This window comes from Marinobacterium profundum (assembly GCF_001528745.1).
In the GTDB taxonomy this organism is placed as follows: Bacteria; Pseudomonadota; Gammaproteobacteria; order Pseudomonadales; family Balneatricaceae; genus Marinobacterium_A; species Marinobacterium_A profundum.
Window position 1 is genome coordinate 24504 of the sequence record NZ_BCNS01000123.1, and the last position, 12280, is coordinate 36783.

General features: G+C 58.8%; 13 protein-coding genes. 5 read left to right on the forward strand and 8 right to left on the reverse strand.

The genetic code is table 11. From position 1 onward, the window contains the following. Positions 1-107: 107 nt before the first annotated feature. From MPRO_RS13385 to MPRO_RS13410, 6 genes are all read right to left on the reverse strand, one after another. Complete coding sequence (locus MPRO_RS13385; RefSeq protein WP_067293330.1) at positions 108-1004, reverse strand: LysR family transcriptional regulator; 897 nt, start codon at positions 1002-1004, stop codon at positions 108-110. Between the two features lie 412 nt (positions 1005-1416). Then, positions 1417-2439: a YeiH family protein gene (locus tag MPRO_RS13390; RefSeq protein WP_067293334.1), complete on the reverse strand. Its 1023-nt coding sequence runs from the start codon at positions 2437-2439 to the stop codon at positions 1417-1419. 214 nt (positions 2440-2653) lie between these two features. Further along, a complete protein-coding gene (locus MPRO_RS13395; protein WP_067293336.1) occupies positions 2654-3730 on the reverse strand; it encodes a WD40/YVTN/BNR-like repeat-containing protein in 1077 nt (358 codons plus the stop codon). 49 nt (positions 3731-3779) lie between these two features. Next, positions 3780-4049 carry a MoaD/ThiS family protein gene (locus MPRO_RS13400; protein ID WP_067293339.1) on the reverse strand — a complete coding sequence of 90 codons (270 nt, stop codon included), beginning with the start codon at positions 4047-4049 and terminating at the stop codon, positions 3780-3782. Between the two features lie 78 nt (positions 4050-4127). Next, the gene (locus tag MPRO_RS13405) at positions 4128-4529 is read right to left on the reverse strand and encodes a putative signal transducing protein (RefSeq protein ID WP_067293342.1); all 402 of its coding nucleotides are present in this window, start codon (positions 4527-4529) and stop codon (positions 4128-4130) included. 97 nt (positions 4530-4626) lie between these two features. Beyond that, positions 4627-5352 (reverse strand): sulfite exporter TauE/SafE family protein, encoded by a 726-nt coding sequence (locus tag MPRO_RS13410; protein WP_067293345.1) that lies wholly within the window; start codon positions 5350-5352, stop codon positions 4627-4629. A gap of 131 nt (positions 5353-5483) precedes the next feature. Between MPRO_RS13410 and MPRO_RS13415 the strand changes: the two genes are divergently transcribed. Then, the gene (locus tag MPRO_RS13415; protein WP_067293348.1) at positions 5484-6365 is read left to right on the forward strand and encodes a LysR family transcriptional regulator; all 882 of its coding nucleotides are present in this window, start codon (positions 5484-5486) and stop codon (positions 6363-6365) included. 15 nt (positions 6366-6380) lie between these two features. Here MPRO_RS13415 and MPRO_RS13420 read toward each other — a convergent pair whose 3' ends face one another. Beyond that, entirely contained in the window at positions 6381-6881 is a 501-nt protein-coding gene (locus MPRO_RS13420) for a GreA/GreB family elongation factor (RefSeq protein WP_067293351.1), read from the reverse strand. A 160-nt stretch (positions 6882-7041) separates the two neighbouring features. On the opposite strand from MPRO_RS13420, the gene MPRO_RS13425 reads away from it, so the two are divergent. Both MPRO_RS13425 and MPRO_RS13430 read left to right on the forward strand, forming a co-directional pair. Further along, positions 7042-7473 carry a DUF3465 domain-containing protein gene (locus MPRO_RS13425; RefSeq protein ID WP_067293354.1) on the forward strand — a complete coding sequence of 144 codons (432 nt, stop codon included), beginning with the start codon at positions 7042-7044 and terminating at the stop codon, positions 7471-7473. A gap of 425 nt (positions 7474-7898) precedes the next feature. Beyond that, positions 7899-9509 carry an alanine/glycine:cation symporter family protein gene (locus MPRO_RS13430; RefSeq protein ID WP_216821307.1) on the forward strand — a complete coding sequence of 537 codons (1611 nt, stop codon included), beginning with the start codon at positions 7899-7901 and terminating at the stop codon, positions 9507-9509. A 186-nt stretch (positions 9510-9695) separates the two neighbouring features. Here MPRO_RS13430 and MPRO_RS13435 read toward each other — a convergent pair whose 3' ends face one another. Further along, the gene (locus tag MPRO_RS13435) at positions 9696-10286 is read right to left on the reverse strand and encodes a TetR/AcrR family transcriptional regulator (RefSeq protein ID WP_067293356.1); all 591 of its coding nucleotides are present in this window, start codon (positions 10284-10286) and stop codon (positions 9696-9698) included. Positions 10287-10356: 70 nt separating this feature from the next. Here MPRO_RS13435 and MPRO_RS13440 point away from each other — a divergent pair, with 70 nt between their 5' ends. Both MPRO_RS13440 and MPRO_RS13445 read left to right on the forward strand, forming a co-directional pair. After that, positions 10357-11205: an NAD(P)H-binding protein gene (locus MPRO_RS13440; RefSeq protein ID WP_067293359.1), complete on the forward strand. Its 849-nt coding sequence runs from the start codon at positions 10357-10359 to the stop codon at positions 11203-11205. A gap of 177 nt (positions 11206-11382) precedes the next feature. After that, on the forward strand, positions 11383-12252 hold the full coding sequence (locus tag MPRO_RS13445; RefSeq protein WP_067293362.1) for an alpha/beta hydrolase: 870 nt from the start codon (positions 11383-11385) through the stop codon (positions 12250-12252). The last annotated feature ends 28 nt before the right edge of the window (positions 12253-12280 follow it).

The window sequence follows — 12280 nt, forward strand, 5'->3', positions numbered from 1 at the left end:
TTGAAAACAGCATTGCCCGCAGCAGGTTTATTCACAAACGGAATAAATCGAACGGGCGTGATCAGATTTTCTGCGCAGGGATATTTCGAGCTGTGGTTGGCGGCCCGTCAGGCTTTGCTGGCCAGTGCGTGAGCCTGCGCACAGGCCGCCGCAAGCTCTCCAATCGCGCGATATAGCGACGAGTCAGAGGTCTCGCGCCATGTGCAGTAAAGCGGCAAGGCTGGCAGTTGGGCCTCCAGATCCAGTCGCACCAGTGAACTGGACTCCAGATCGGAGCCGCACGGCAAGGTGGCCACGCCCAATCCACGTTCGGTCAGGCGCACAATTGCGTCCAGTGAGGTGACGCAATGCATCACCGGCGGTCGCAAACCATGCTCGTTGAACAGCTCCAGAGTCGCAAGATAGGGGCGTGACTTGCGGGTGAAAGTGATCAGCGGGTAGGCCGCAATCTGAGGGATGCTAAGGGTGCCTGCGGGCAGCGTGCTGGCCAGTTCGATGCCGGCATACCAGGCTAACTCCAGAGGGTGCAAACTTATGCTCGAGACCGCCTCGGCGGGCGTTTCATCGGTGGTGAGAAGCATGTCCAAAGAGCCGCGCTCGAACTGCGTAGCAAGGTTGCTGGTGGGCTCGACCGTCAGCTCCAATTCAAGCTGGGGGAATGCGGTCGCCACTTCGGCAATCAGATCACATAGCCAGGTATGCACCACCGAGCTGACCAGTCCCAGTCGAACCCGCCCGGAGCCAATGACCGCGGTGTTCATAGCCGCGCGCAGGGAACGTTCCGCTGCCAAAACGCGCAGCGCCTTATCCATCATTATCGTGCCCGCTGCGGTGAGGCGAATCTCGTGATGCTCACGATCAAAAAGCTGAGTGTCGAACTCGGTCTCGAGTGCCAGGATGCGGCTGGAGACTGCAGCTTGCGACACGTTTAGCTGCGCCGCAGCTGCCCGGAAGCTACCCAGGGAGGCGACACGCACGAAGGTCTCGAGAAATCGGGTGTTCACGGGAGGCCCTTTAGCTAATGAGTCGGTGTGTCTGTGGGGCTAGCCCGTAAAAGTAAAAAGGGCGGCCGGACTGTAGCAGGATACCTGCAAAAGCCAGCGCCAGCACATCAGGTCAGGGTGATACTTGTGACGGCTACTGCGGGTATTGCCAAAGCGGCTAGGCGATAGCGACTGCAATCTGTGCGCATGGATAATGCTGGGCTTGTTCATCCAGAGGGCATAACGGGCGTTTTATGCAGTTTTCTGCTGCGAGGGATTTTATCTAAGCCGCTGAAACTGGGCGCTAATTGGCTGACTCAGCTATATGCAGCAGGGGGGCTGTGATGTAGTTGTTGCGGGGGGTATTTTGGCGAGCGGATGGATGGGCGTTGCAGGTGCAGGATGTCTAATCCTGCACCTGGATTTCAAGAGCTTAAGTCAGGGTTATAAAGCCCAGCACCAGCAGTACGATAAAGATGGTTTCGCTGACGACCAGCAACACCGGCTTGATTCCCACGGTGAGGATTTCCTTCAGCGAGGTGCGCACGCCCAGAGCGGCGATGGCGGTGAGCAGCAGCCAGGAGGCACTGTCGGCCATGGGCTCTACGATCACTTGCGGCATCCAGCCCAGGCTGTTGAGGGTGAAGAGCACCACGAAGCCGATCAGGAAGCCCGGCACGCCGACGCTGCCACCGCCCACTTCACCACGACTCGCCATGGAGCGGCGAATCACAACACCGATCACCAGCACTATGGGCACCAGCATGGCGACGCGCAGCAGCTTAACGAAAGTACTCAGATCACCTACTTCAGACGAGACGCTGTAACCGGCACCAACCACCTGGGCCACATCATGGATGGTGCCGCCGAGGAAGAGCCCGGCTTCGGCCGGTGTCAGCCCCAACTCATGGCTGATCATGGGGTAGAGCACCATGGCGACGGTGCTCAGGGTGGTTACGCTGATGACGGTAAAGAGGGTGTCTTTTTTGGTCTGTTCGGTTTGCGGCAGCACGCTGCTGATAGCCATGGCCGCCGAGGCGCCACAGATGGCGACCGAGCCGCCGGTGAGGGTGCCAAAACGGTTGCTGAAGCCCAGCATGCGTGCCATCAGAATACCGAAACCGATGGTCAGCAGTACGGCTGAGCAGACCATCAGCAGCGGTGGCCAGCCGAGCGTGAGTACATCGGAAAAGGTGATGCGCAGTCCCAGCAGCGCCACACCCAGGCGCAGCAGCGTCTTGGCGGCCAGCTCAATGCCCGGCACAACACGGGGCTCGTCACTGAGAAAGTTGAACGCCAGTCCCAGCAGCAGGCCCATCAGCATGGCCGGCGCGCCGTAGCGCTGGGACAGGAAGGTCGCGGCAATCCCTATAGTCACGGCGACACAGAGCCCGGGGAAGTAGCGTTGCTTGAGCTCACCGAGTCTGTCGATGGGATTTGCGACCAGCTGTTTCATGGGCGAGTAACTCGAATTTTATTGGGTTTATGAACGATGAGTACTGCCTGTTTGCCGGTTGCGAGAAGCCCGCACCGGGTCGCAGCAAGATGCAGCGTCACGGGGTTTGAGTCCATTCTTATGGATCCAACCGCCAACTGTTAGGGCCAGATACCCGAATGATTAATGCCAGTGCGCCTGCAGCACAGGCGTGGAGGGGTGAGGGCAGGGAGCTTCAGGAGTGGAACTGCACCACATTGATGGGTGGCAGGTGGCTGGACAGGCAGAGCCAGTGATCGCCCTGATCTTCACTTATCCACAGGCCGCCGGTGGTTGAACCGAACGCCAGCAGCTTGCCGCCGGCATCTACCGCCAGCGCATGGCGATAGGTCAGGTCGTAGGCCGGAGCCTCGGGCAGGCCGCTGTCGAGTGTGGTGAAGCTTTGGCCGCCATCCCGGGTGCGGGTGACGACCAGTTTGGCATCTACAGGCACGCGGCATTCATCCTTCACGGCCGGGACAAACCAGGCGCAGTCGGGGTCTTTGGGGTGCACCGCCACGGCGAAACCAAAGACGGAGGGGCCGGCCTCGGTAATCTCGGACCAGTTGTGGCCGCCATCGGTGGACCGAAAAATACCATTGTGGTGCTGAATCCACAGATGATCGGGTGCTGCGGCACAGCGCACCATGCGGTGCGGATCCTGGCTGGTGGGGTTATAGGCCTGGTCTGGCGGCAGGAAGGCGGCGCGCAGACCCTGACCAATCAGCTGCCAGTTGGTGCCGTCATCCAGACTCTCCCAGACGCCGCCACAGGAGACGGCCAGGGTCAGATGGCGGCTGTTGTGGGGGTGCACGCAGATGGAGTGAATACCCGGCGCATCATAGCCGCCGCCAAACCAGAACTCGCGTTCCGGCCGCGCCCAGAGCGATTCGATCAGCTGCCAGGAGTCGCCCCTGTCGGTGGATTTGAACAGGCCGCCAGGAATGGTACCGGCCCAGAGGGTGTCGGGCTGATCGACGCCGCCCGGACTCAGCTCCCAGATTTGTTCGACGGCGGGCCCATCTTCTGCATCTGTTTTGGGAAAGGCCGGAGTGCAGATTTCAACCCAGTTATCGCTGCCAGCGTCTGCCCGGTAGAGTTTGACGCCAAAGTGTCCCAGGTTCAGCGCGGCAAACTGATCGCCGCTGCGCGGGTCGGTTAACAGCATGGTGACGGGGTCGCCCAGCAGGGCCGGGGCCTGTGGTTGCCACTGGTCGGCCGCGACGCGGTCGAAAATAAATAGCCCCTTGCGTGTACCGACTCTGAGTTGCATTTTGCTGTCCCCGCAGTTGGGTGTTTGTCGTCAGGCGCGCAGGGTTTTGTCAGCCACCGGAGAGCGCCTGCAGTATATAAATTTCGGATTGGGGTTTGAGCCTGTCGCTCAGGTGACGGCGATCCTGAATCTGCTGCCCATCAATGAAGATGGCGACGTTTTTGCGCAGTCGTTGCTGGTCATCGAGGATATAGCCCGCCAGGCGGGCATTGCCGGCAAAAGCCTGGCTGAGGGCTTCGCGCAGGGTGCCTGCACTGACGTTCAGCGAGGGGCAGTCGAGATAGCGCTGCAGGTGGGAAGTGAAGCTGATAGTCGCCATGGGCAGGGTGCAACAACAGGCCGTGAATCGTCTTTTGATAATAGTACAGCCTGCTTCATGGGGTGGGTGCAGACTTGATCAGTCATCAAATCGGCTGGTACTGCCGCAGTCGGTGCAATGCACGGCGTTACGCACCGGAAATAGCGGAAAATCGAGCCCCAGAAATACCAGAAAGGCCAGGCGACGCCCCACCGGCTGGTAGTGGGTGTTACTGCTGCCACAGCAGGGGCAGACCAAAGGGTCGCTGCCTTCCTGGTCTTCCACATCCTGGCTGCGGTCCTGGGCCAGAATCTCCTGTGCCCGCCATAGCTGTTGGGGCTTGACCTGCAGTCGAATACCACCCAGAGCGTTGCTGTAGAGCCACTGCATGCTGATGGTGAATTCATCGGCGACCCAGGCGTCTATGCCTTCGGCTTCGAGTTGAGAGCGGGCAATCTGGGCCTGATAGGGGAAATCGAAATGGGCGACGGTGAGCAGCATGGTTGTATCCGGGCTGGCGACTTAACGGCGGCAACGCTCAAGCGCTGCACTTGCCCTTAAGCATAGCCAATGGCCCACTCCCCGGAAATGCCGCAGTTCAGCTAAAGGCAAACAGCTTGATGGCGGCCAGGCTCGCCATGATGCGGATGAGCCATTTGAACTGTGACAGTTTCAGCCGGCGTAGCAGCCAGTAACCGATGCTGGCGCCAAGAACCAGGGCCGGCAGGCCGTAGAGGCTGAGCCTGAGGCTGTCCTGGGTGATCAGACCCAGGGTCCAGAGCATCGGCAGTTTGGCACCGTTGATGATCATGAAACCCCAGGCACGGGTGCTGACGTAGGCGTCCTTGGACAACCGCTGTTCCAGCAGATAGAGACTGAACAGAGGTCCGGCGGCATTGGCAACCATGCTGATAAAGCCCGCGGCAAGGCCGGTGATATTGGCCGCCAGCGGGTGGCGCATGATGCCGGTGGGCCTGTGATCCAGCCAGAGCCCCAGTGCAATCATGGCCAGAATCAGCCCGCCGAGCATGGGTGTGAAGGCACTGGTATCCAGGCTGCCGAGCAGCCAGGTACCCAGCAAGACGCCGATCAGCGCCGGCGGCAGCAGCGCAATCAGCACCGCCCAGCTGATATCACGTCTGTACATGGCGATGGCCATCAGGTCGGTGGCAACATACATGGGCACCAGTATGGCCAGAGCTTGTGGGCCGGTCACGGCAATCATCAGCACTGGCAGGATGAGCAGCCCCATGCCGCCAACGGAAAACTTGGAGAAACCGGTGATCAGGCCCGCGGCCAGTACGCACAAGAGTGTCAGATCCAACGCAGGGTGCTCCTTGGCTTGAAGATCGCTTTAACAAGCCGCTAGAGTAGACCGGTTTATGAACGTAAGATAACGATATGTTTAGCTCATTATGATCGTTTTTATCATTCATTAACTGGGGCGTCGTCAGCATGACCAACGAGCAGCTAAGGGCGTTTATTGCCGTGGTGGAGCGGGGCAGTTTTCGCGCCGCTGCAGGCCAGGTGTTCAAGACCCAGTCCACGGTAAGTGCTGCGGTGCGGGCGCTGGAAGATGAGTTCGAGCTGCAGCTGTTCAACCGTGACAGCTACAGGCCCGCGCTGACGCCGGCGGGTAAGTCGTTCTACCGTGAAGCCCGAAAATTGCTGGGGCAGGTGCAGCGCCTGGAAACCCTGGGGCACCACCTGGCCCAGGACGCGGCGCCTTCGCTGGCACTGTCCCTCAGTGCCATGTGTGCCTATCCGCTGTGGCTGGAAACCGTAAAGGAGTTCTGTGGGCGTTATCCGCAGATGCACCTGAGCATCAATACCCAGCACCTGTCGGGCATAGTGGAATCCCTGCTGCAGGAAAAGGCCGATCTGGCCATGGGCCCCCATACGGGTCTGGATGAACGCTTCGACTTTGTACGTGTGGGCGACATCGACATGCTGACGGTCGCAGCACCGTCCTATCTGAGCGGTGCGGGCGAGCGCATTATCGGCCAGGCCGAGCTGCGCGGCTGCCCGCATATTCTGCTCAGCGACAGTGGATCGGTATCACAGTTTGACCACGTCCATGTGATTCCGGGCGGGCAGCGCTGGTATGTGGGAGATTACCAAATGAAAAAAGCCCTGCTGGTGGCGGGCATGGGCTGGGCACGCATGCCGGCGCAGATGGTGCAGACCCAGCTTGCAAACGGGGAGCTGGTGGCACTGGAGGTGGAAAATTTCAGCTCCCGCAGCCGGGTGCCGATTTACCTGATCCGGCTGCGGGACATGCCGTTGAGCGAGCTGGCGCAGGGGTTCTGGCAGGAAATGACCGCAGCGCGGGGCTGAGCTGCTGCGGGTCTTTCAATCGAGACAACCGCTGTCGATGGCGGTGATCTCGATCTCAAGATCACCGGCCGGGCGCTGCCAGCGCACGCAATCGCCAAGGCTGCGACCCAGCAGTGTCTTGGCCAGTGGCGAGGTCCAGCTGAGCAGGCCCTGGGCTATATCGGCTTGGTCTTCGCCAACAATGCGAAACCGGTGTTCGTTATTCTGTTCGTCGACAAAGTGCACGCTGCAGCCAAAGCGTACGCTTGTTGCTGTGGTGCTGGCAGGTTCCAGCACCTGGGCCGTTTTCAGGCGGGCGCGGTAGTAGCGCAGATCCCGCTCCAGTGCCGGCAACCGGGTGCTGGCGGCCCAGTCATCACCGGCCTTGAGAGCCGTGATTTCCTGTTCGCACTGCTGCAGTTGTGCCTGCATCCGGCGATGGCCCTCGAGGGTCATGTAATTGGGGTGCGGACTCAAGGGCCGGTCGGGCAGATGCTCCGGCTGATCACTGTCTTCTTTTACAAAGGCTCGGTTCATGGCAGGCTTCACTGGGTTAAAGTCTTAAGCTAATTCCTGGCGGACCTGTTGGCCAGCCGCAAAGCCCCGCAGGGCGCAATTGGCTACTTGGGTGTCGCTCTTTAACCGCAACCTGGCACTCTCTGGCATTGAGCGCCGGAAACCTTTTGGGGCTGAACGCATGAAAAAATGGCTGTTGCTGGTGGTTCTGGTGGTGGGTGGGTTCAGCGCATTTGAGCGCATCGCCCCAACCGGCCCTGTGGCTGAATCTTCCGGTGTCTCGAATGCGGCTCTGATGCAGGTGATCGCCAGGCGGCAAAGCGATACGCAGGTGCGCGGCAGTGGCCGGGTGTCGCGATTGCTGGCAGATGACCTCAAGGGCAGTCGGCATCAGCGTTTTATCCTGGATCTGCCCGGTGGCGGCACCCTGCTGATCGCCCACAATATCGATCTTGCGCCCCGCATCGACAGCCTGCGCCAAGGCGATGAGGTCGAGTTTTACGGCGAATATGAGTGGAATGACCGCGGTGGTGTGGTCCACTGGACGCACCATGATCCAAGGGGAAGCCATGAAGGCGGATGGCTGCGGCACAATGATCGCACCTATGAGTGAGTCCTGCTGGCAGGCAGAGACTTGACCGGCAGGGTGGGTGCACTGGAGCTATCTCGATGAACCATATGATCCCCGAGGACGCCTCGAGGATGGCTAAGGCACAAGGGACGGACTTATGAGTAAATACCTAATACTTACAGCTTACAGCTTATCGCTTTCGACTAGCCCCTAGCCCCTAGGAGGCTGTCCGAGAATGCTTGCCGTAGCGAGAGCCGACTGATTTGAGTATTGTCGGACAGCCTCCTAGCTACTTGCAGCTAGCAATGCCGGCCACTGGTCCCAGCATCGGGCTGCAACTGGTTCTTCGATCCCCTGAACATTGATCGTTATAGTGTTGGCCCTTTGCTGGCCGGATGATCGCTTTTGCGGTGCTACCCGGTTGGGGCCTTTACTCCTAACAAGAACAACTTTCGGGAGCCAGCCCAATGGCCTTTATAGCTGTTGTCTGTCGACAGGCGGGCGTTCGTGCCCGTCATATCAGACGTTTTCATATTGTTCAGCCGCTCGGGCTGCTGCTCATGCTACTGGCGCCTGTATGCCGCGCCCAAGGACTGGATGCCCAGATCAATGCACTGCTTGCGCCGCTGAGTGAGATGTTTTCCAGCCTGGTGTTTTACAGCGTTGAGCTGATGGGCGTGCAACTGCCGCTGGTGGTGCTCTGGCTGGTGGCTGGAACCTTGTTCTGCACCCTCTATCTGGGCTTTATCAACCTGCGTGGCTTGCCCCATGCGCTGCGTCTGGTGCGTGGTGATTTTTCGACCCCCGGTGAGACGGGGGAGGTGTCGCACTTTCAGGCGCTGGCTACGGCGCTCTCTGGCACAGTGGGGATAGGCAATATCGGCGGTGTGGCGGTGGCGATTGCCATTGGCGGCCCCGGCGCCGTGTTCTGGATGCTGGTGGCGGGCTTTCTCGGCATGTCCACCAAGTTTGTCGAATGCACCCTGGCGGTGATGTTCCGTCAGCACAATAAGGACGGCTCCATTTCCGGTGGCCCCATGTATTACCTGCGCGATGGCCTGGCCCGTCGGGGCTTGCCGCGCATGGGACGGCTGATGGGGCTGCTCTATGCCTGGGGTATCGTTATCGGTGCCATGGGGATCGGTAACATGTTCCAGTCCAACCAGGCTTTCGCGCAGTTTGTGGCGGCCACCGGTGGCCAGGAGCAGAGCTGGTTCAGTGACAAGGGTTGGCTCTTCGGTGTGATTATGGCTGCGGTGGTGGGTTATGTGATCATCGGTGGCATTCGCAGCATTGTTAAGGTCACAGAGAAGGTGGTGCCCTTTATGGCCGTGCTTTACGTGGGCCTGGCGCTGCTGCTTATCATCCTCAATCGTGAAGCCCTGCCTTTTGCGCTGCAGGCCATCTGGGACGGGGCTTTCACCTCGACAGGCGCCGCCGGTGGCGCTCTGGGCGCCATGATTGTTGGTTTTCAGCGCGCGGTGTTTTCCAACGAGGCGGGCCTGGGGTCGGCGGCTATCGCCCATTCAGCGGTGCGTACCCGTGAGCCTGCGACCGAGGGTTACGTCGCCCTGCTTGAGCCCTTTATCGACACCATTGTGATCTGCAGTCTCACGGCGCTTGTCATCATCACCACGCTCTATTACCAGCCTGGCCTGACAGACATAGAGGGCGGCGTGGCCATGACCTCGGCGGCCTTTGAACGTCAGCTGAGCTGGTCGCCACCACTACTGGCCTTTGCCGCCATGCTGTTTGCGTTCTCGACCATGATTTCCTGGTCCTACTATGGGCTCAAGGGCTGGACCTACATCGTGGGTGAAAACCCGCGGGCGGATCTGGGCTTCAAGCTGGTGTTCTGTATATTTGCAGCCTTGGGCAGCATGATTCAGCTCGAAGCCGTATTGAGCTTCTCCGATGCCATGGTGTTTCTGATCTGTGTGCCTAACGTACTGGGTATTTACCTGCTGGCACCGCTGGTACGACGGGAGTTGCGGGCCTATCGGAACCGGCTGCAGCAGGCGGCCGCAGAGCCTGCAGCTAGAGCAGAGTCGGCTTTGCCCTTATCGAAGCCGCGTTAGCCATGGATATTGCGCATCCCCTGGAATATTTTACTTATTTGTTTTAAAAAACAAATGCTTAAGTATATTTCGGCAATCCGGTCATAGTTGCCCTTTGCACTGTTACACAGAGTGAATTGTCCCGGTGTAAAAGCCGCAACATTGAACCTGATTTCGAAGCTGCGGGGCGCCACACAAAACTGTGCTTCACGTTTGGCGTACAAAACAACTTCTGGCCATGGCTGTCATTCGTTCGACATATTGTTCTGTTGACCAGCCGCAGTGCAGTGTGAGGTTTTCCCAGTTAGTGATATGTAGTTGCGTCCAGAGCGCATCGGTTGCCTGCTGGGGTTGCCACCCATCAGCCAGCATTCCATCTGCAACAAGTGCTTCTATGGCTGCCTGACATCCCTCCCGTACAGCGTTGCATCGGTCCTTCCAAGCGGCGGCGGCGGCCTCATCACTGGCTTCGGCCAGCATGAGCGCCTTAACTATTGCATATATATCGGGAATGTAATGGCCCCAGAACTGGATGAAGAGTTCAAGCCGCGAGACTCCGCTGGCGGCGTTTCGGGATCCATGCAGACGCTTGCCCAGGTCCAGCTGTTCGTCCAGATATCGTGTGGCGGCGATAAGTAGCTCGGCTCTTGAGGCAAAGTGCAGATAGAGCGCTTGCCGGGAGACTCGGGAATGAGTGGCAATATCGCTCATTCTGACCCCGCGCCCCCCTTTCTGCTCGAGCAGGCGAACGGTTGTTTCCAGAATGCGATCACGTGTTGAATTAGGTTCTCTTGACATAGTGTCAAGTTTAGATCTAATGTTTACGCAGTGTCAATTGACACTGTGTAAAGTTAATGCGGAGGTCGTTATGAAGTCACTGGATAATCAAGTAGCAGGGCCAATTGTAGTGATCGGCGGGACCGGCAAGACCGGGTCTCGGGTGTTAGAGAAACTTGAGGCGAAGGGAGTGGATGTGCGTAGTGCTTCGCGTTCAGGCCCGGTGCCGTTTGACTGGCGCAAGCCGGGCACATGGGCTGATGTGGTTGCAGGGGCAAAGTCGATTTACATCACCTTTGCACCCGATCTTGCGGTACCAGGCAGCTTTGAGGCTATCTCCGCCTTTGTCGATCTGGCCGTGCGGGAGGGTGTTCAGCGTCTGGTCCTGTTATCAGGACGGGGCGAGGATGAAGCGCAGCGCTGTGAAAAAATCGTGATGGAATCGGGCGCTGAATGGACAGTGGTACGTGCCAGTTGGTTTAGCCAAAACTTCTCGGAAGGCGAGTTCTCGCCTATGGTGCAGCAAGGCGTTATTGCGCTTCCTGCAGGCAAGGTCGCCGAGCCATTTATCGACATTGAAGACATCGCCGATGTGGTGGTGGCTGCGCTGGTCCAACCAGGCCATAGCGGCGAAGTGTATGAGGTTACAGGACCGCGCTTGCTCACTTTCAGCCAGGTCGCGCAGGAGCTTGCGCTCGCGACAGGGCGAGAGGTGCGCTATGTGCCCATTAGTCTCCAGTCTTTCAGCCAAGGATTAGAAGAGAATAATGCGCCTGCAGAGATGCGCTGGCTGTTGGAGTACCTGATGGGAACGGTTCTGGACGGTCGCAACGCTCAACTCGCAGATGGCGTTCAGCGGGCGCTGGGCCGTGAACCGCGAGATTTTAGACAGTTCGCTCAGGCTGTCGCTGAAACCGGTGTTTGGGAGGAGGTAGCATGAGTAGCGCATTGGCGGTCGGAGGGTATTCTGTGCACTCTCAAGTATCAGCCATAAGCGTTGAGCCAGGTCACTGTCGTGGTGGCAATCTCGGCAATGCAGTCGATTAAGCGGATAGTCATCCATCGACGATTTATCGCCCGTTTTAGGATAACGGGCTATTCGAGCTGGAGAATCATCATGAGAGCAAGTGACAAAAAAGTTGCGGCGCAGCGCGTATTATTGCGGCTGTTTGCGCTGGTCTTTCCCTCATTGGCCGCCAAAATGCTGGAAGCACGATTCCTGACACCAGGGTGTTACGCGCTACCTGAGTGGGAAAAACGTCTGGCCGAGACAGCCAGCATTCGCTGGTGCTCCACAACGTCGGGTAAGCCATTTCCTGTTTACAGCTGGGGAGAAGGCCCTGTCGTGGTGCTGGTGCACGGATGGTCCAGCCGAGGGACGCAGCTGGGGCGTTTCATCGCGCCTCTCGTCCAGCAAGGGTTTAGTGTCGTGACCTTCGACGCCCCAGGACATGGACTCAACGAGCCAACGCTGACCGGGTTGCCGGAGATGATAGCGGCCACTGAGCGCGTGTTTGCGGACCACGGTCAGGTGGCTGGCGTGATTGCGCACTCGCTGGGTACAGTGGCGGTTTCTGCAGCGCTAAGTCGGCTGCCGTCGGTTACCCACGCAGTTTATATAGCGCCGCCTGAGGAGCCCGGTCGGTATTTGGCACAAGCCGGCCATTTTTTGAATATGACCTCGAAGGTCATATCGCTTGCACAGAAGCGGATCGAACATCGCTTTCAGGTTAACTTTGAGGAGCTGAATCACCTCTGTCTCGCCCAGGCTGTAGAGGGGCGTGTGCTGGTGGTGCACGACCAATGCGACAAGGAAGTTAACCATTGCGAGGGCGTTCGGATCGCACAGGCTTTACCAAGGGGGGAGTTATTGTCAGTGGAAGGGTTTGGGCATCGACGAATACTTCAATCCAGTGATGTAGTCGCGATTGCTGTCAAGTATCTAGGAGGCTGTCCGAGAATGCTGGCCGTAGCGAGAGCCGACTGATTTGAGCGGGTTTTTGCGGTGTTTTAAG